Annotated in this window: 14 protein-coding genes; 13 read left to right on the forward strand and 1 reads right to left on the reverse strand. The window is 34.4% G+C overall.

Translation table 11 applies throughout. The features are described 5' to 3' along the window. The first annotated feature begins 135 nt into the window (after positions 1-135). From tilS to QWY92_RS01920, 3 genes are read left to right on the forward strand one after another with little or no spacing between them, the layout of a single operon-like run. Positions 136-1,446 (forward strand): tRNA lysidine(34) synthetase TilS, encoded by a 1,311-nt coding sequence (tilS, locus tag QWY92_RS01910; RefSeq protein WP_290268199.1) that lies wholly within the window; start codon positions 136-138, stop codon positions 1,444-1,446. Positions 1,447-1,483: 37 nt separating this feature from the next. Continuing rightward, on the forward strand, positions 1,484-3,112 hold the full coding sequence (gene ade, locus QWY92_RS01915; protein ID WP_290268201.1) for an adenine deaminase: 1,629 nt from the start codon (positions 1,484-1,486) through the stop codon (positions 3,110-3,112). A gap of 42 nt (positions 3,113-3,154) precedes the next feature. Next, positions 3,155-4,120: a YheT family hydrolase gene (locus tag QWY92_RS01920; RefSeq protein ID WP_290268203.1), complete on the forward strand. Its 966-nt coding sequence runs from the start codon at positions 3,155-3,157 to the stop codon at positions 4,118-4,120. Here QWY92_RS01920 and QWY92_RS01925 read toward each other — a convergent pair. After that, positions 4,117-4,578 carry an Lrp/AsnC family transcriptional regulator gene (locus tag QWY92_RS01925; protein WP_290268205.1) on the reverse strand — a complete coding sequence of 154 codons (462 nt, stop codon included), beginning with the start codon at positions 4,576-4,578 and terminating at the stop codon, positions 4,117-4,119. The genes QWY92_RS01920 and QWY92_RS01925 overlap by 4 nt on opposite strands. Before the next feature lie 162 nt (positions 4,579-4,740). Here QWY92_RS01925 and QWY92_RS01930 point away from each other — a divergent pair, with 162 nt between their 5' ends. The 10 genes from QWY92_RS01930 to QWY92_RS01975 all read left to right on the forward strand — a co-directional run. Next, entirely contained in the window at positions 4,741-5,691 is a 951-nt protein-coding gene (locus tag QWY92_RS01930) for an NAD-dependent epimerase/dehydratase family protein (protein ID WP_290268207.1), read from the forward strand. A gap of 27 nt (positions 5,692-5,718) precedes the next feature. Then, positions 5,719-6,912: a glycine C-acetyltransferase gene (kbl, locus tag QWY92_RS01935; protein WP_290268209.1), complete on the forward strand. Its 1,194-nt coding sequence runs from the start codon at positions 5,719-5,721 to the stop codon at positions 6,910-6,912. 213 nt (positions 6,913-7,125) lie between these two features. Next, positions 7,126-9,423, forward strand: coding sequence for an FdhF/YdeP family oxidoreductase (locus QWY92_RS01940; protein ID WP_290268211.1), 2,298 nt, complete (start codon positions 7,126-7,128; stop codon positions 9,421-9,423). Positions 9,424-9,588: 165 nt separating this feature from the next. After that, positions 9,589-12,102: a nitrite reductase large subunit NirB gene (gene nirB / locus QWY92_RS01945; protein WP_290268213.1), complete on the forward strand. Its 2,514-nt coding sequence runs from the start codon at positions 9,589-9,591 to the stop codon at positions 12,100-12,102. Between the two features lie 30 nt (positions 12,103-12,132). Continuing rightward, positions 12,133-12,510 carry a nitrite reductase small subunit NirD gene (gene nirD, locus QWY92_RS01950; RefSeq protein ID WP_290268215.1) on the forward strand — a complete coding sequence of 126 codons (378 nt, stop codon included), beginning with the start codon at positions 12,133-12,135 and terminating at the stop codon, positions 12,508-12,510. A gap of 11 nt (positions 12,511-12,521) precedes the next feature. Beyond that, positions 12,522-13,106 (forward strand): DUF4202 domain-containing protein, encoded by a 585-nt coding sequence (locus QWY92_RS01955; RefSeq protein WP_290268217.1) that lies wholly within the window; start codon positions 12,522-12,524, stop codon positions 13,104-13,106. Positions 13,107-13,118: 12 nt separating this feature from the next. Further along, positions 13,119-14,939, forward strand: coding sequence for an ATP-binding protein (locus QWY92_RS01960; protein ID WP_290268219.1), 1,821 nt, complete (start codon positions 13,119-13,121; stop codon positions 14,937-14,939). A gap of 157 nt (positions 14,940-15,096) precedes the next feature. Next, positions 15,097-15,762 (forward strand): response regulator transcription factor, encoded by a 666-nt coding sequence (locus QWY92_RS01965; RefSeq protein ID WP_290268221.1) that lies wholly within the window; start codon positions 15,097-15,099, stop codon positions 15,760-15,762. A gap of 262 nt (positions 15,763-16,024) precedes the next feature. Further along, positions 16,025-17,443: an MFS transporter gene (locus tag QWY92_RS01970; protein WP_290268222.1), complete on the forward strand. Its 1,419-nt coding sequence runs from the start codon at positions 16,025-16,027 to the stop codon at positions 17,441-17,443. 131 nt (positions 17,444-17,574) lie between these two features. Beyond that, a partial coding sequence (locus QWY92_RS01975; protein ID WP_290268224.1) for a nitrate reductase occupies positions 17,575-20,128 on the forward strand: 2,554 nt, incomplete at its 3' end.

The following is a 20,128-nucleotide window of genomic DNA, read 5'->3' on the forward strand; positions in this document are numbered from 1 at the left end:
TGTTTTAGTTTTTATATAATCGATTGAGGTTTTTATAGAAAAATAAATGAATTCATGGCGAAAAAAAAAGAGAATCTAAAAGGCAAACCATCAAGAGTGGCGGTGTAATAATAAAATAAACACTAAATTTGAAACATGCTAAATAGCCTTCAAAATCATATCAATAAAAATCTTGCATTTCTAAAGGAAAGCAAAATCCTAATTGCTATTTCCGGAGGAATCGACAGTGTTGTTTTAACACATTTATGCCATAAACTAAAACTAAATATAGCCTTAGCACATTGTAATTTCAATCTAAGAGGAAACGAAAGTGATGGAGACGAACAATTTGTACTTCAATTTGCCGAAGGTTTAGATTTAGAAGTTTTTATCCAAAACTTCGATACCGAAAACTACGCGAAAACGAATAAACAAAATATTCAAATTGCAGCTCGTGAATTGCGATACAACTGGTTTTCCGATTTGGCAAAACAACTCAATTTCGATTATATTTTAACCGCCCATCATGCTGATGATAACTTGGAAACGTTCTTAATTAATTTTATACGGGGTACAGGTTTAGAAGGTTTAAAAGGAATTCCAGAAGTTAACGGACAATTAGTGCGCCCGTTGTTACCTTTTTCAAATGAAACTATTGCAGCTTATGCCAAAACCAATAATATTACTTGGCGTGACGATAGTAGTAATGCGACAACCAAATATGTTCGTAATAAATTACGCCATCAAGTGGTGCCGCTTTTAAAAGAAATAAATCCGAGTTTATTGCAAAGTTTTCAAAACACATTAAGTAACTTAAGTGATACTACAGATATTGTTGAAGATAGTAAAAATGCTTTTTTAGAACGTGCCATAGAACGTGCGGATGCGATTCAAACCATATTTAAGATTTCAGAATTTAAGACATTAAAAAATCCAAAAGCATATTTGTTTGAAGTATTTAACAGCTACGGGTTTACCGAATGGAATGATGTTTTAAGCTTACTTGATGCAGAAACAGGAAAGCAGTTATTTTCAAAAACCCATCGTTTAATAAAAAATAGAGAGCAGCTTTTATTAACAGAAATCACTTCTGAGATTGAAGAAAGTATTTCCATTTCAAAAACTGATAAAATTGTAGAAACAACATTCGGAACCTTATTTTTTGAAGAAGCAGATGCTATTTTAAAAAAGCAAAAAAACTGTATTTATGTAGATGTTAATACGCTTGATTTTCCTTTAACTTTACGGAAATGGCAAGAAGGTGATGTTTTTTATCCCTTAGGTATGACGGGGAAGAAGAAAGTTAGTAAATACCTAAAAGACGAGAAATTGTCTATTTTAGATAAAGAACAAGTTTGGGTGTTATGTTCAGAAAACGAGTTGGTTTGGGTAGTAAATCACCGTGCCGATAATCGTTTTAAGGTGACGAAAAACACCAAAAATATTTTAAAAATCACATTGGAATAATCCACAGTTCCAAAATAAACCTTTAAATTACAGCAACATGATATTAAAAGGACAAATAGTTGATATTGAAAACAAGCGCATTTATAAAGGTGAAGTAACTATCGAGAACGGTAAAATTCTAAGTATAAAAGAAGCCAGTCATGATGTAGAACATTACATACTTCCGGGTTTTGTCGATGCACATATTCATATCGAAAGTTCTATGTTGGTACCTAGTGAATTTGCTAGATTGGCGGTAACACACGGTACGGTTTCTACAGTGTCTGATCCGCACGAAATTGCTAATGTATTAGGTGTGAAAGGTGTGGAGTTCATGATTGAAAATGGTAAAAAAGTGCCTTTTAAATTTAACTTCGGGGCACCATCTTGTGTGCCTGCAACTACTTTTGAATCGGCAGGTGCTGTTATCGATTCTGATGATATAAAAACGCTTTTAGAAAAACCTGAAATTAAATATTTGGCAGAAATGATGAACTATCCAGGCGTGTTATTTGACGACCCTGAAGTTTTGAAAAAAATAGCTTGGGCCAAACATTTCCAAAAACCTGTTGATGGCCATGCGCCGGGTTTACGTGGCGATCAGGTTACAAAATATATTAGTGCAGGCATTTCTACCGATCACGAATGTTTTACTTACGATGAAGCTTTAGAGAAGCTTGAAAAAGGTATGAAAATCTTAATTCGGGAGGGTAGTGCGGCTAAAAATTTTGAAGCTTTAATCGATTTATTGCCGGAACATTTCGAAAACATGATGTTTTGTAGTGATGATAAACATCCTGATGATTTAATTATAAACCACATTAATAAATTATGTGCTAGAGCCGTTGCTAAGGGTATCGATGTTTTTAAAGTTCTACAAGCAGCTTGTGTAAACCCAGTGAAACACTATAATTTAGATGTGGGTTTACTGAAAGAAAATGATATGGCCGATTGCATCATTGTCGAAGATTTAGTAAATTTCAAACCCCTTCAAACCTATATTAATGGTGAATTGGTTTTTACCGATGGTAAATCGTTAATTAAACCAGTTGATTTCGAAAATCTAAATAATTTCAATTGTACTAAAAAAGAAGTTTTAGATTTTAAAGTCGTTTCATCTTCAGATAGAATAAGAGTTATTGAAGCTTTAGAAGGTCAACTTGTAACCAACGAATTAATTGAAGATGCATTAATTGAAAATGGAAACTTAGTTTCAAATACAGAAAAAGATGTTTTGAAAATGACCGTTGTTAATCGCTATAACAATCAAGAACCAGGAATAGCTTTTATTAAGAATTTCGGATTAAAATCTGGCGCCATTGCCTCATCAGTTGGTCACGATTCTCATAATATTATCGCAGTTGGCGTTTCAGACGAAGCTATTTGCAAGGCGGTTAATTTACTGATTGAAAATAAAGGCGGTATTTGTGCCGTTTCCGATTCCGAAGAAAAAATAGTGCCTTTGCCAGTTGCTGGAATTATGAGTGATAAAGATGGCGAAACTATAGGAAAGCAATATGCCGAATTAGATGTTATGGCGAAACAGTTAGGCTCTAAATTAAATGCGCCTTACATGACGCTTTCTTTTATGGCGTTGTTGGTGATTCCTGCTTTAAAACTAAGTGATAAAGGTTTATTTAACGGGGATGATTTTAAGTTTACACCGTTGCAAGTAGAATCTAAATAATTTAATTAACAATAGAAAACAGGACGTTAAAGTCTATTATAAATGCCTATACTACAAAACACCTACAAACCTCGATTTTATTTTAAAAGCGGATTAATTTCAACAGTTTATTCAGGTTTAGCCAGACGTGTCGAAATCAGTCAAAAGCGAGAGCGTTTAACGTTAAGCGATGGCGATTTTATAGATTTAGACTGGAGTTTTTCTGAAGAAAAAAGTAACGCTTGTATTGTGTTATTACATGGTTTGGAAGGGCATGCGCAACGCCCTTATTTAACAGGTGCAGCGCAACTTTTTAATAAGAATAAAATCGATGCTGTTTCGGTTAATTTTAGAGGGTGTTCTGGTGAAATTAATTCAAAATTTAGAAGTTATCATTCTGGAGCTACCGAAGATTTGGTGGATATTATTCAGCATTTAATTTCAATAAAAAAATACGATAAAATATATTTAAAAGGCATTAGTTTAGGGGCTAATATTATTTTGAAATATTTAGGCGAACGCGACACTATTCCCACGGAAGTGAAAGCCGCCATCGCTATTTCGGCACCTTGCGACTTAAATGGCGCTTGCGAAGAACTACATAAATTGAAAAACAAACCTTATTCTATGAGATTTTTAAAGCATCTAAAGGCTTCGTTACAGCTGAAGATGGAAAAATTTCCAAATCAAATGTCTTTAGAGACTTTTAATAATATTAAAACTTTAAGAGATTTTGATAATGTGTACACGGCGAAAGCGCATGGGTTTAAGGATGCGGCCGATTATTATAAGCAATGCAGCAGTTTACAATTTCTACCCAATATAAAAACACCAACTTTAATTATAAACGCGCTAAACGATTCGTTTTTATCACCCGATTGTTATCCTGTAAAGGAAGCCAAAAACAATGCGAATTTGTATTTAGAAATGCCTAAATATGGTGGTCATGTGGGGTTTGTAGATCAAAATAATGTATATTATAATGAAATGCGTGCCTTAGAATTTGTAAAATCAGTAAGTGAAAATTAAATGTAGAAGGCCGATGTTTGCTTAATATCTTTTAATACAAAGGTGCTGTTAAGTACACCAATATTCTCAATTTTAGACAGTTTGTACTTGATGAAATTATGATAGGATTCTAAGTCTTTAGTGTTTATTTTTAAGATAAAATCAACTTGACCAGCCATGTGATAACATTCTTGAACTTCTTTTAAATTTTGAATTTGTTCTTCAAACTTTTCTATAAAAGCCTCGTTGTGATAGCGCATAGATACTTGGCAAATGGTGGTAACCGACCTATCAATTAATTTTTTATCCAGTATAGCAACATATTTTTTTATAAAACCTTGTTTTTCTAGTCGACGTATACGTTCGTAAACTGGAGAAGGCGTCAGGTTTAAAGAGTGAGCAATTTCTTTAGCTGTCTTTTTAGAGTCGTTTTGTAGAATTCTGAGTATGGTAATATCGGTATCGTCTAAATTTTCCATAATATTTCGAATAAAAATTATTGTAAAAGGGAGTCTATATTATCTTAAAAAGTAAATATAATGGCTTAATTTTAATTATGAAGTAGTTTTTGCTTAATTATTGTATTTTGTAAATATTAAATATTATAAAATGTAATTTTGTAAGTGAATAATACTTATGATATGTCTGTTAAAATTTTAATTACTGGAGCTAATGGTCAATTAGGATCTGTGCTAACAGCAACACTTCAAGACCGGTATGGACTTGAGAATGTTGTTGTTTCTGATATTAGAAATAGTGGAAATAATCGTGGAATATTTGAAGTTATTGATGCTACGGATTATGAGCGCGTTCAAAGTGTAGTAACGCAATATAATATTACGCAAATTTATCATTTGGCAGCGATTCTTTCTGCAAAAGGAGAAGAAAACCCGCTGCAAACCTGGGATATAAATACTAAAGCATTATTAAATGTGTTAGAAATAGCACGGCTTAATGCTATAGAAAAAGTGTTTTACCCAAGTTCTATAGCTGTTTTTGGAGAAGGAGCGCCTAAAAATAATACACCAAACGATGCGTATTTAAATCCAACAACGGTTTACGGTATCAGTAAGGTTGATGGTGAAAATTGGGCACAATATTATTTCTTAAAGTACGGTTTAGATGTTAGGTCTATTCGGTATCCAGGCGTTATTGGGCATCAGTCCTTACCAGGAGGCGGTACAACCGATTATGCTGTTGATATTTTTCATAAAGCTGTTTTAAATGAAAAATTCAATTGTTTTTTAAGTGAAGACACAGCGTTACCTATGATATATATGGACGATGTTATTAGGTCTACAATAGAATTGATGGAAGCTCCTTCGGAAAAAATAAAGGTAAGAACCTCATATAATTTGGCAGGTGTAAGTTTTTCTCCAAAGGATGTGGCTTTAGAAATCGCTAAAATTCTTCCTAATTTTAGCATAGATTACAAACCAGATTTCAGACAAGATATAGCTAATCATTGGCCAAAATCTATTGATGATTCTCAAGCAAAAACAGATTGGGGATGGCAGCCTAAGTATAATTTAGAAGCTATTACTAAAACGATGATTAATGCACTTACTGAGCATTACACAGTAACTATTTAAATTTCAAAAAATATAAAATATACCATTATGTATTCAGAAATAAAAAACGATTTACAAAACGAATTAAACGAAATAAAAGCAGCGGGATTATACAAAGAAGAACGTATTATAACGACACCTCAGGGTTCAGAAATTAGTACAACCGCATCTAGTGATGTTTTAAATTTTTGTGCTAATAATTATTTAGGATTATCGTCTCATCCCGATGTTATTAAGGCAAGTAAAGCGGCAATTGATACGCATGGTTTCGGTTTATCGTCTGTTCGTTTTATTTGCGGAACTCAAGATATTCATAAGGAATTAGAACAAAAAACGGCCGACTTTTTAGGTATGGAAGATTGTATTTTATATGCAGCGGCTTTCGATGCAAATGGAGGCGTTTTTGAACCTATTTTAGGGGCCGAAGACGCTATTATTTCAGATGCTTTAAACCATGCTTCAATTATCGACGGAATTCGTTTGTGTAAAGCGGGACGTTTTAGATATAACAATAATGATATGGCTGATCTTGAAGCTCAATTAATAGAAGCTAAAGATGCCCGTAGAAAATTAATTGTTACCGATGGTTCTTTCTCTATGGACGGTACGATTGCTCAGCTTGATAAAATTTGCGATTTAGCTGATAAATATGATGCTTTAGTGATGATTGATGAGTGTCATTCTACAGGTTTTATTGGAGCTACAGGTCGCGGTACACACGAGTATAGAAATGTTATGGGACGTGTTGATATTATTACAGGAACCTACGGAAAAGCCTTAGGTGGTGCTTCGGGTGGTTTTACGGCTGCTAGAAAGGAAATTGTAGATATGTTAAGACAACGTTCGCGTCCTTATTTGTTTTCAAATACATTAGCGCCATCTGTGGTTGGAGCTTCTATAACGGTTATCGATTTACTTAGTAAATCCACGGATTTACGTGATAAATTAGTGGAAAACACCGCATATTTTAGAAAAGAAATTGTAGCAGCTGGTTTCGATATTATTTCAGGCGATCATCCTATTATTCCTATTATGTTGGGCGATGCCAAGTTGGCTCAAGAATTTGCATCAAAATTATTAATAGAAGGTATTTACGTAATCGGATTCTTTTATCCTGTAGTGCCAAAAGGAAAAGCGAGAATACGGGTTCAAATTTCAGCAGCACATTCGCGTCAAGATTTAGAAAAAGGGATTCAAGCTTTTGTAAAAGTAGGGAAGGCATTAGGCGTTTTAGCGTCCTGATTATAGCAGGTTAATTTTTAATTAACGACATTTTTTTATCCAACCAAAAGGCATTAAGATTTATTCTTAGTGTCTTTTTTTTATTTCTTCAGCATATTATTTTTTTGTTAAACGCAGAGAAATAATACACTCTTCTAAAGGTTAAAATGAATTGTTTCAAAAGCTTTAATTTTTGATGTAAAACGTGTAAATTTATCTTTTAAAAATAGATTTATGAGCAGTTCAGCAAAAGATAAAGCAAAAACACCAGAGGGATTTACCAATTTAAAAACGGAAGCTCCACCGAAAAACACGGTAGGTTTTGGCGCTTTAAAAGCGGCTGCAATACAAGTTAATAAATACATGAAAACTTCTGATGCGTTGAAGTTATCATTGAAAATAAATCAGAAAGGTGGTTTTGATTGTCCAGGTTGTGCTTGGCCAGATCCGGATGATGAGCGTTCTGTTATTGGTGAATACTGTGAAAATGGTATGAAAGCTATTGCAGAAGAAGCACAGAATAAAACTATTAATCGCAATTTTTTTGCAAAATATGCTGTAGATGAATTGGCAAATTTTACCGATTTTGAAATTGGTAAATCTGGTCGTTTAGCAGAACCTATGTTTTTGCCGGAAGGGGCTACGCATTACCAACCCATTTCTTGGGAAGCTGCTTTTGAGAAAGTAGGAAGCCATTTAAATGCGCTAAATAATCCAGACGAAGCTGCTTTTTATACCTCAGGAAGAACGACGAATGAGGCGGCTTTTTTATATCAATTATTTGTACGCGAATTTGGAACTTCAAATTTACCCGATTGTTCGAATATGTGTCATGAAGCCAGTGGAAGCGCACTTACTGAAACTTTAGGTATTGGTAAAGGCTCGGTAAAATTAGACGATTTATATAAAGCTGAAGTGGTTATGGTTATTGGTCAAAACCCAGCAACCAATCACCCAAGAATGCTTAGTGCTTTAGAGAAATGTAAAAATAATGGCGGTAAAATAATAGCGATTAATCCGTTGCCAGAAGCGGGCTTAATTAAATTCACCAATCCTCAAAATCCTATAAAACTATTAACCGGTGGTACAAAATTAGCCGATGTTTTTGTGCCAATTACTATAAATGGCGATGTGGCTTTTATAAAGGCAATTCTTCTAAAATTATTAGAAAAAGAAGAGGAGCTAGGTAATGTTTTTGATAAACATTTTATTGAAGAATATACTAGTGATTACAACGCGTTTATAGCCGATTTAAAAACTTATAATTTTGATGAATGCTTAAAAGCTTCCGGTGTTTCTTTAGATGTTTTTAATCAAACTTTCGATTTAATTTTAAATAATGAAAAAATTATTGTGTGTTGGGCCATGGGGTTAACGCAGCATGAAAATGCGGTTGATAATATTCGAGAGCTTGTTAATTTGCTTTTATTAAAAGGAAGTATCGGTAAGGAAGGCGCTGGAACTTGTCCTGTACGTGGGCATTCTAACGTACAAGGCGATAGAACGGTTGGTATATGGGAAGCTGCTCCACAAGCTTTTTTAGATAAAATTGAAACTAAGTATGGGTTTAAACCGAGTGCAAAACATGGTTTTTCAGTTATTGAAACCATTAAAGCCATGTACGATAAAAAGGTAAAAGTCTTTTTTGGTTTAGGTGGTAATTTTATTTCAGCTGTGCCTGATACGGGTTATTCAGCTCAAGGATTAGCTAATTGTAACTTAACGGTGCATGTGAGTACAAAGCTGAATCGTTCGCATTTGGTTACGGGTAAAGAAGCTTTGATTTTACCATGTTTAGGACGTACCGAAAAAGATTATCAAAAATCTGGAGAACAGGTGCAAAGTGTAGAGAATTCAATGGGTGTGGTATCATCTACTAAAGGTATTTTAGAACCATGCTCTGATGCTTTATTAAGCGAAGTTGCCGTGGTTTGTGGTGTTGCACATGCGACTTTAAAACATAAAACTAAAGTGAAATGGTTATCTTATAAAGATGATTATAAATTGGTTCGTGATGATATTGCTGAAGTGGTTTCTGGTTTCGAGGATTACAATACGCGTTTAAAAAATCCGTCAGGCTTTTATTTACCAAATGGGGCTCGCGTTAGAAAATTTAATACCAAAACAGGAAAAGCTAATTTTTCGGTTAATAAACTTCCTGAATGGAAATTAAAGGATGATGAATTGATTATGATGACAATACGTAGTCACGATCAATTTAATACCACAATTTACGGATTAGATGATCGCTATAGAGGTGTTTTTAACGAACGTCGTATTATTTTTATGAATCGTGAAGACATGAAGGAGCGAGGCTTAAAAGAACATCATGTGGTTAATTTAAAGTCGGAATTTAAAGGTGTTAAACGCCATGCTCACAATTTTAAAGTGGTTGGTTATGATATTCCTAAAAACTGCTGTGCTACGTATTTTCCTGAAACTAATGTGCTGGTACCATTAGATAGTTTTGCGCATACCGCAAAGACTCCAGCATCTAAAAGTGTGGTGATTACGGTAGAAGCATCTGTTTAAATCCTGATATTTTGATAATTCATAATCCTGTTTTTTGCCTAATACTTAATTAAACGATTATCAATTTAAGAAATATGTAATTATTGGGGGTGCTACGTAAAAAACTACAAGTTTAAGTATTGAAATTAAGTAAAATTACTTAGTTTTGTGTTAAATACGTAGTTTATGAAAAATATCATAGTTGTTGGAAATGGAATGGTTGGTTATAAATTTTGTGAAAAATTTGCAGCACAATCTGGAAATGAAGCATTTAAAGTAACGGTTTTTGGTGAAGAACCTCGCCCAGCGTACGATCGTGTACACTTAAGTGAGTTTTTTGAAAATCAAGATGCCAAAGCGTTAGAAATGGCACCTGCCGAATGGTATACCGAAAATGGTATAGAATTAATAACAGGTGAACGTGTTAGTGATATTCATCGTTCAAAAAAGACCATAACAACGGTTAAAGACCGTGAATTTTCATACGACTACTTAGTTTTAGCTACAGGATCATCTGCTTTTGTACCACCAATAAAAGGTGTTGAGAAAGAAGGTGTTTTTGTATATAGAACTATTGAAGATCTAGAAGGCATGTTGGCGTATGCTGAAAAGGTTAAAAAAACAAATCCTAACCCTAGAGCTGCCGTACTTGGTGGTGGGTTATTAGGTTTAGAGGCGGGTAAAGCTGCTATGGATATGGGGTTAGAGCCACATATTGTAGAGTTCGCTTCCAAATTAATGCCAAGGCAATTAGATTCACGTAGTAGCCAGGTGCTTCAATTAAAATTGGAGTCTATCGGTTTAAATATTCATCTAAGTAAAGCAACCAATCAAATTTTAGGAGATAAAGCAATTACGGGAATGGAGTTTGGAGAAGACGACGTTTTAGATTGTGATATGCTTATTATTTCAGCAGGAATTAGACCAAGAGATGAACTTGGTAAAACTTGCGGTTTAGAAATGGGCGTACGTGGTGGTATTGTGGTGGATAACAAGATGCAAACATCAGACGATAGTATTTATGCTATTGGTGAAATAGCACTTTACAATCAAATGATTTTTGGTTTAGTAGCTCCGGGTTATGATATGGCCGGTGTTGCTGTCGATCAAATTTTAGGTAAGACCGAAAGTTTAATGCCTGCCGAAATTGATATGTCTACCAAATTAAAATTAATTGGTGTTGATGTGGCGAGTTTTGGAGAACCTTTTATGCCGGCATCAAAAGGGCATTCGGTTATTTTTGAAAATAAAACACAACATTTATATAAAAGAATTAATGTTAGTCTCGATGGTAAAAGTCTTTTAGGGGGTATTTTAGTTGGTGATGCATCCGATTATAATATGCTTCATCAAGTGTACTTAAATGGTATGGCTATCCCGGAAGATGCTGCACAATTAATATTACCAGCAACTGAAGGCGGTGCTTTTGGTAGTGCTTTAGATTTACCAGATACGGCACAAATTTGTTCTTGTGAAAATGTAAGTAAAGGTCAGATTTGTGGAGCTATTAAAGATGGTTCTTGCGAAGATTTAGCCGGTGTAATTTCATCAACTAAAGCCAGTACAAGTTGTGGAGGTTGTAAACCTATGGTTACCGATTTGGTAAACGAAACGTTGAAATCTCTTGGTAAAACGGTTAAAAATGTCATTTGTGAGCATTTTGAATATAGTCGTCAAGAATTATACGGCATTATTAAAATTAAAAAACTAACCTCTTTTAATGAGGTTCTTGATACTTGTGGAACCGGTCATGGTTGCGAAACTTGTAAACCATTAGTATCTTCTATTTTTGCTAGTTTATATAATTTCACCCCCAATAAAGAAGACGTTACACAAGATACAAACGATAAATTTTTAGCCAATATTCAGCGTAACGGAACGTATTCTGTGGTACCAAGAATTGCTGGTGGAGAAATTACTCCCGAAGGTTTAATTGTTTTGGGTCAAATTGGTTCAAAATATAATTTATACACAAAAATTACCGGTGGTGCACGTATCGATTTCTTTGGAGCAGAATTAAACGATTTACCAGCTATTTGGAAAGAGTTAATAGATGCTGGTTTCGAGAGTGGACATGCTTACGGAAAATCTTTAAGAACAGTAAAAAGTTGTGTAGGGTCTACTTGGTGTCGTTACGGTTTAGATGAAAGTATTTCTTTTGCTATAGAATTAGAAAATAGATATAAAGGTTTACGTTCTCCTCATAAATTAAAAGGAGGTGTTTCTGGATGTATCCGTGAATGTGCCGAAGCCCGTGGAAAAGATTTTGGTGTAATTGCTGTAGAAGGTGGATGGAATTTATATGTTGGTGGAAACGGTGGTGCAACCCCAAGACATGCCGAGTTATTAGCTGAAAAAATAGATAATGAAACGGTTTTAAAATATTTAGATCGTTACTTAATGTATTACATACAAACAGCTGCTCCATTAATGAGAACTGCTGCTTGGTTAGATAAGTTAGAAGGTGGTATCGAGCAATTGAAAAAAATTGTAATTGATGATAGCTTAAATATTGCTACGGAATTAGAAAAAGAAATGCAGTTTTTGATAGATGCTTACGAGTGTGAATGGAAACAAGCTATAGAGAACGAAAACACTAAAAAACGTTTTAATCATTTTGTGAATTCAGATGATAGAGATGATAATTTAGTATTTGTTCCTATGAGAGATCAAAAAATGCCAGAACACTGGAAAAATTAAAAATAATTCTTATTTCAAACAGATATATTTATGGAAACTTTATTATTAAAATACAAAACAGTAAAAGAAGAAGACGTAAAAGTTTGGTTTAAAGCGGCTTCAGTAGATGCCTTTCCTAAAGATGGAGGCGCATGTGTAAAGTATAAAGATTTACAAATTGCTGTTTTCAATTTTTCTAGATTGAATACATGGTACGCTTGTCAAAATTTGTCTCCAGAAAAACAAGAAATGGTTTTATCTAGAGGTATGTTAGGCGATCATAAAGGAATTCCTAAAATAGCTTGTCCGTTGCATAAAAAAACATTTTCATTAGAAACTGGAGAGAATTTAAATGGAGATTTAGATGCTATTGCTACGTATCCGGTGAAGATAGAAGCAGAAAATGTGTATATTGGCTTTTCAGATTAAAAAATGAAACCATGAAACCAACAAGATTTGAAACTGCGATTGCTTTAATTGATAAAAAAAATGCTGAAGATGTAAATACGTATTCGGTTTCGGGTATGGAATATCCAAAAGAATTATTGTACTCACAACGCATGAGTAGAACCTTGTTGCAGTTTGATCCGAATGCTTCTAAAGCCTTACAGATAGCGGCTAGAGCACAGCATATTTGCAGATGGAAAATTGCTAGAAATGAGTACCCAATGGATCGTGTAGGGTATTTAAAATGGCGCCAAGATTTAAAGCAAATGCATGCTGAATTAACCGGTGATATTTTAAAAGAAGTAGGTTACGATAATGAATTTATAGATCGCGTTAAGGCTATTGTACTTAAAAAATTAATCAAGAAAAATAAAGAATCTCAGACTATTGAAGATGTTATTTGCTTAGTGTTTCTTGATTTTTACTTCGATGAATTTGCTGCTAAGCACAGTGATGAAAAAATAATTGATATTCTACAAAAAACTTGGAAAAAAATGTCTGATGAAGGGCATGCTGCGGCTTTGAAAATTCAGTTTTCTGAAAAGAGTTTGGCTTTAGTAAAACAAGCCATTTCGTAAATTATATTCGCTATGACTCAGAAAGCGAACTCATTAGATCAGCGCACATTTGATAAATTAAGTCGCTTATATATTATTGCCTTAAGTACTATTGCACTATCGGTTATTATTAGTCAGGTATTTGTGCGTCAGCATCTTAAAAAGCAACAAGACGACTCTACCGTGATTAATGTTGCGGGTAGGCAGCGTATGTTGAGTCAGAAATTAACAAAAGAAATTTTATCCCTTTCCAGTATTGAAAATCCTTCAGATTTAGAAGGTGTTAAAAATAGTTTAAAAGAGACTTTAGAGCTTTGGCAACGCTCCCACGAAGCATTACAAACCGGTGATGCCAAAATGGGATTGCCATCCAAAAATAGTCCCGAAATCATTAGTATGTTTCAGGGGTTAAATGTTGTTTTTAAAACGATTAGTGAAGCTACCGAACGTATTATTTTTAAAGCAGAAAATAGCCAACTCTATGCCGTTTCAGTATTTATAGACGACGTTGATTTGGTGAAAACCAATGAAGGAAAATTTCTGTCAATGATGGATGATATTGTAAACCAATATGATTTGGAAGCTGAGGAGCGAGTGAGTTGGTTGGGGACTCTAGAAATCCTTTTAACGGGATTCACTTTACTTGTTCTTTTAGGTGAATTTCTCTTTATTTTCTGGCCCACAGCAAAGTCTGTTAGAGGTACATTATTCGAACTTCTTAAGGCAGAAAAGTATGCAAAAAAAATGGCTTTTGAAGCTGATGCATTAAGTATTGCTAAAGAAAAATCAATTAAAGAATTGCGCGCTTTAAGTCAGGCTATGGATGAAACGTTATTATTTGCGCGTATTTTACCTAGCGGACAAATTGTGCATATTGGTAATAAATTTTCTAGACGTTTTAAATTTTCCAAATTTAACGATACAGCCTTGTTTTGGAATGTAATGTCGGTTGTGGATACAGAACGAGCAGCTTTAGAAAGTTTGATTGCAAAATTCAAAAAAACAGGTTGGCAAGGAGAGGTGAAAGCAACTACTAAAGCAGAGGAAAATATATGGCTAGAAATGGCTATCATTCCATATAGTCCAACTGAAGACAAAGCAGAACTACTTATTATTGCATCCGAAATTACCGAAAGAAAAGCAGGGCAGTTGGAGATTGAACGCTTGAATAAAAAGAACTTTCAAGAAGAAATTAGTCAGCAAAAAATTATTTCAAGTAAAATTATAGAGAATCAGGAAAAGGAGCAAAACCGTATAGCCAAAGATGTTCACGATGGTATTGGGCAAATGTTAACGGGGTTGAAATATAATTTAGAAAGCATAAATATTAATGATATTGAGAAAACAGCTGCTAAAATTGAACACTTAAAGGAGTTGACCACTAATATTATAAAAGGTGTGCGTACGGCTACATTCAATTTAACTCCTCCTGAATTATCCGATCACGGCATTGTACCTGCCATTACAAAGCTCACCAAAGAATTAGCTAGATTAACGGGCAAGGATATTGTGCTTTTTAATAAAACTAATTTTGGAGGTCGTCTAGATTCATTGGTTGAAATTAATATATATAGAATAACTCAAGAAGCAATAAATAATGCTATTAAATATGCCGATTCGTCACATATTTTAGTGTCTTTATCTCATAGCAAAAATATACTTAGTATCGTTATTGATGATAATGGAAAAGGTTTCGATCCAAGTAAGGTAAAGAATGTTAAAAATGCCGATGGCGGTATGGGGATGACTTTTATGAATGAACGTATTAAATATATAGATGGAAGGTTGTTTTTGAGTTCTCAAGAGGGGAAAGGCACGAGAGTTACTTTGAATATTCCTTTAGCTGAGGCTTAGTAGGTCATTTTATTGTAAGAATTCTTCCAGTTATCACATTAAAATTAATTCTATAAAGTGATCTAATCATACGTCTTTCTGCATATCAAAAACAAACAAATTCAGTGTTAGGTAGTATTACTTAAAAAGTCTTATTTTTGTATTTATAAATAAGTATATGGATATTATAAATGTAGTATTGGCAGACGACCACGTATTGGTTCGTGATGGTATAAAAGCACTTTTAGAAGATCAATCTGGTGTCGTTGTTATTGATGAAGCTTCTAACGGAAAAGAAGCTTTAGAAGTTGTGAAAGCTAATAAACCTCATGTGTTAATCATTGATATCCGTATGCCTGAAATGAATGGTATTGATGCTGTTAAAGAGATAAATAGATTATATACAGATGTTAGGACACTGGTACTCTCCATGCACGATTCCGAAGAATACGTAGTAAAAGCGATTCAGGCTGGAGCTGACGGTTATTTACTTAAAGGCGCAAGTAAGGAAGAGTTTTTAAAGGCGCTGAACAAAGTGGCGTCTGGAGGTAAGTATTTTACAGGTGATGTGTCGGCTATTATTATGGATAATTTTGTAAACGGGAATACCGCTACGGCTATAGAAACAAAACAAACTCCAGTTGAAGATCCTTTTAAGTTAACCAAACGCGAAAAGCAAATACTTAATTTAGTATTACAACTTAAAAACAACAAAGACATTGCTGAAGAACTCAATATTAGCAAGCGTACCGCGGAAGTGCACCGTTTTAACCTGATGAAAAAATTAGAGGTTAAAAACCTAATGGAACTTTCCAATAAGGCTAAAGCGTTCGGTTTAGCTTAATTAAGTCACTTTTATTAAATACGTATTGTTTGTTCTACAAAATAGTGGAGTAAATATCGGTTTTTAGCTTTTTTATTATACATTATTACTTTTCGCTAAGGCTGTTATCTCAAAATAACTATGCGTTTTCTCTTTCATTTTGTCAATTCCTCAAAATCAACATTCTAAAATTATCAATCTAGCATAAATTTATAAATACGTATATTTTTTACGTATAAATTACGTAATTATACTTAGTTTTGTAAGTATAAAATTATGTATTATGACAAATTTAGCACAATCAAAAGCAACAAAACTAAGTTTATTAGATTTTAAAAGTGTTTCTACACGTACATTTTGGATTACGTCAATATCATTTTTCATGTGTTTTTTCGCATGGTTTGGTATTGTCCCCTTTATGCCTGATGTTGTTAGAGATTTAGGTCTAACACCCGATCAAAAATGGAACTCTATTATTTTAGCTGTTTCAGGAACCGTCTTTGCACGATTGGTTATTGGTAAATTATGTGATAAGTACGGACCAAGATTATGTTATACATGGTTACTGGTTATCGGTGCCATTCCGGTAGTTTTATGTGGTATGGTGCAAACGCCGTTACAATTTTTAATTTGTAGATTATTTATCGGTTTTATAGGGGCATCCTTTGTAATCACACAAGTACACACTTCATTAATGTATGCGCCTAACATTGTAGGAACAGCAAATGCAACATCTGCCGGTTGGGGAAACCTTGGTGGTGGTGCTAACCGTTTAGGTATGCCGTTAATTGCAGCAGCAGTAGTTAGTTTTGGTGTTGCAGAAGGTGATGCTTGGAGATATTCTATGATTATTGCTGGTATTGTTTGTTTCTTAATGGGGATTATTTATTTCTTTTTTACGAAAGATACTCTTAACGGAAACTTTAAAGATTTAAAAGCTTCGGGCCAAATGGTGGAAGCTAAAAAAGACGAAGTTGGTTTTTTAACCGTATTGAAAGATTATAGAACATGGATACTGTTTTTCGTTTATGCCGCAAGTTTCGGTATCGAGTTAACAGTTTATGGTACTATGGATGATTACTTACAAAACACTTTTCAGTTAGAGCGAGTTACTGCCGGAAATATTGTGTTGTCTTTCGCTTTAATGAATATTTTTGCAAGAACACTTGGCGGTTTCTTCGGAGACAAATTTGGAAAATTAAAAGGATTACGAGGGCGTGTTTTATTCTTATCATTCATTTTAGCCATACAAGGTTTAATGTTAATTACCTTTTCAACAACCACCAGTTTAATTGTTGGCGTGGTATTCTTAATCTTATTTAGTTTATCGGTTCAAATGGCAGAAGGGGCAACGTTTTCTGTAGTACCGTTCATTAATAAAAAAGCGATTGGTTCGGTTTCCGGAATTGTAGGAGCCGGCGGAAATGTAGGTGCCTTTTTAGCCGCATTTTTATTAAAATCGCAATCGGCAGTAGCCGAAAAAGGCGCTATTATTGCCAGTCAAGGCTTAAACGAAGAGGCTATTAAAGCCGCTCAATCAGCAGCATCAGCTACCGCAGTTTCTAGTGGCTATTTCATAATTGGTATCACTGTGGTTTTGACTGCGGTAGTTTCTTTAGCTATTCGTTTTTCAACAGAAGATGAACGTGTAGCGCAAGTTGAGCTGAAAGTAAATCCAGATGAGTTAATTTTGGTAAAGTAAAACCTTATTTTATAAAGGTATTTTTAATGAAAATGAAATTAAAGATACCTTTATTAAAGTATTCAGAATAATGCAAATCACATTTGTTTTCTGAAATTAAAAGATGTTTCTTAGTGTAAAATGTGAGCTAAATGATTAAAAACGAAATAAAAACAACCTGTTCGTATTGTGGTGTAGGCTGCGGAATTATTGTTAAAAAAGACAGTAATAACAAGGTTTTAGTGGAAGGCGATAAAGATCACCCAGTAAATAAAGGGATGTTGTGTTCTAAAGGCATGAACTTGCATTATGTAGCCAACGATGTATCGGATAGAATTCTTTACCCGGAAATGCGTTGGAGCCGTTCACATCCACGCGAGCGTGTTACATGGGACGAAGGTTTGGATCGTGCAGCAAGCGTTTTTAAATCAATTATAAAAAAATACGGTCCTGATAGCGTCGCATTTTATGTGTCGGGTCAAAGTTTAACCGAAGAATATTATATCGCAAATAAGCTTACAAAAGGATTTATAGGAACGAATAATATCGACACGAATTCGCGTTTATGTATGAGTTCGGCAGTAGTAGGATATAAAAAAACTTTTGGAGAAGATAGTGTGCCTATTTCTTATGAAGATATAGAACTGGCCGATTGTTTTCTAATTACAGGAGCAAACCCAGCATGGTGTCATCCTATTTTATTTCGTCGTATTGAAAAACGAAAAGAGGAAAATCCGGAAGTAAAAATCATTGTTATTGATCCTCGAAAAACCGATTCTGCAAATTTCGCAGATTTGCATTTACAACTTATACCAGGTACCGATGTTATTCTGTATAACGCCATCGGAAGATGTTTATACAAACGCGGTTTAATCGACGAAAAGTTTATTAAAGAGCATACCGAAGGATTTCAAGATTATAAAGAATTAATATTTAAGACTTCATTAAAAAAAGCTTCAAAACTGTGTGGCGTTGAAGAAAGAGATATTCAGAAAGCAGCCGATATTATTGGTGTTTCTAAAGGTTTTATCAGTATGTGGGCCATGGGGCTTAATCAAAGTGTTGTAGGAACCGATAAAAATGTTTCCTTACTTAATTTATCGTTAATTACAGGGCAGGTTGGAAAACCAGGTTCTGGACCATTTTCACTTACGGGGCAACCCAATGCTATGGGCGGTCGTGAAGTTGGCGGTATGGCTAATTTATTAGCGGTACATAAAGATTTAGGTAATGAAGAACACAGGCGAGAAGTAGCTCAATTTTGGGGTGTCGATAAAATTTCGCCTAACCCAGGTTTAACAGCTACCGAAATGTTTGATGCTCTAGAAAGTGGAAAACTAAAAGCCGTTTGGATTGCTTGTACAAATCCGTTGGTGAGTATGCCAAACACGCACCGTATTGAAAAGGCTATGAAAAACGCCAAATTTGTGGTGGTTCAAGAAATTTCGCATAAATCGGATACTTTAGAATATGCTGATTTAGTATTGCCAGCCGCTGCTTGGTTAGAGAAAGAAGGAACTATGACGAATTCTGAACGTCGAATTTCCTATTTACCTAAAGAAATTGATGCGCCAGGAGAAGCGCGACCAGATGTTGAAATATTCTGCGATTTTGCACAACGTATGGGCTTCCGTGGTTTTAATTTTAATAATGCTTCGGAAATTTATGATGAATACGCCTCAATGACCAAAGGCACTAATATTGATGTGTCTTTTTTAAATTACGAACGATTAAAAAATGAAGGCACCTTCCAATGGCCAGTTCCAGAATATCGTCATCCGGGAACCCCACGTTTGTTTGAAGATAAAAAATTCTATACACCTTCTCAAAAAGCTATTTTTAATTTACCTCAAAGTACCGAAAATACAGCGGTGCAACCTACAGGTGAATTTCCTTTAATATTAACCACAGGCCGGGTGCGCGATCAATGGCACACCATGACTAAAACAGGAAAGGTGTCTCGATTAAAAACACATTATCCAACCCCTGTTTTAGAAATTAATCCTGTAGACGCTTTTTTAAATAAAATTAAAGATGGCGATATTTCAGAAATAAAAAGTACGAACGGCATTGTTCGTGTTCGTGCAAAAGTTACTGATACCATAAAAAAAGGCGTAGTGTTTTTACCTATGCATTGGGGAAAACAACTTCAAAGTAATTTAAACCGTGCGAATAATTTAACTAATACACACGTCGATCCTATTTCAAAAGAACCCGATTTTAAATTCACTTGTGTTTCGGTTTCTAAGTACAAAAAACCTGTTGAAAAAATTATTATTGTTGGAGCGGGAGCAGCTGCTTTCCGATTTGTGCAAAATTATAGAGAATCTAACGAGGTTGATGAAATTCATGTATTTTCAAAAGAACCTAATTTGTTTTATAACCGGGTTTTATTACCAGAATATATTACAGAAGAATTAAGTTGGGAACAGCTTCTGAAAATTAAAAAATTAGAGTTAAAGAAATTAAATATTACGGTACATCCTGAAACATCGATCGCTAATATCGACTCGAAACACAATGTGGTTACCGATAATCATGGAGAGGAGCATAGCTTCAATAAACTTATTTTAGCCACAGGGAGTCGCGCTTTTATTCCAAACGATGTGCAGATTGATTTGCCTGGGCGTTTTACCATGCGTAATAAACAAGATGCCGATAGTTTTAAAGCTTATTTAGATGCTACCAATTTGCCTCCTGAAGAAC

It is taken from the genome of Algibacter miyuki (assembly GCF_030409805.1).
Classification (GTDB): Bacteria; Bacteroidota; Bacteroidia; order Flavobacteriales; family Flavobacteriaceae; genus Algibacter; species Algibacter miyuki.

Excerpts from the sequence above, each read along its gene's own strand:
- QWY92_RS01960 (WP_290268219.1), top strand. The coding sequence starts at position 13,119 with ATGACTCAGAAAGCGAACTCATTAGATCAGCGCACATTTGATAAATTA.
- QWY92_RS01920 (WP_290268203.1), top strand. The coding sequence starts at position 3,155 with ATGCCTATACTACAAAACACCTACAAACCTCGATTTTATTTTAAAAGC.
- QWY92_RS01970 (WP_290268222.1), top strand. The coding sequence starts at position 16,025 with ATGACAAATTTAGCACAATCAAAAGCAACAAAACTAAGTTTATTAGAT.
- kbl (WP_290268209.1), top strand. The coding sequence starts at position 5,719 with ATGTATTCAGAAATAAAAAACGATTTACAAAACGAATTAAACGAAATA.
- nirB (WP_290268213.1), top strand. The coding sequence starts at position 9,589 with ATGAAAAATATCATAGTTGTTGGAAATGGAATGGTTGGTTATAAATTT.
- QWY92_RS01930 (WP_290268207.1), top strand. The coding sequence starts at position 4,741 with ATGTCTGTTAAAATTTTAATTACTGGAGCTAATGGTCAATTAGGATCT.
- QWY92_RS01965 (WP_290268221.1), top strand. The coding sequence starts at position 15,097 with ATGGATATTATAAATGTAGTATTGGCAGACGACCACGTATTGGTTCGT.
- nirD (WP_290268215.1), top strand. The coding sequence starts at position 12,133 with ATGGAAACTTTATTATTAAAATACAAAACAGTAAAAGAAGAAGACGTA.
- tilS (WP_290268199.1), top strand. The coding sequence starts at position 136 with ATGCTAAATAGCCTTCAAAATCATATCAATAAAAATCTTGCATTTCTA.
- QWY92_RS01955 (WP_290268217.1), top strand. The coding sequence starts at position 12,522 with ATGAAACCAACAAGATTTGAAACTGCGATTGCTTTAATTGATAAAAAA.
- ade (WP_290268201.1), top strand. The coding sequence starts at position 1,484 with ATGATATTAAAAGGACAAATAGTTGATATTGAAAACAAGCGCATTTAT.
- QWY92_RS01940 (WP_290268211.1), top strand. The coding sequence starts at position 7,126 with ATGAGCAGTTCAGCAAAAGATAAAGCAAAAACACCAGAGGGATTTACC.
- QWY92_RS01925 (WP_290268205.1), bottom strand. The coding sequence starts at position 4,578 with ATGGAAAATTTAGACGATACCGATATTACCATACTCAGAATTCTACAA.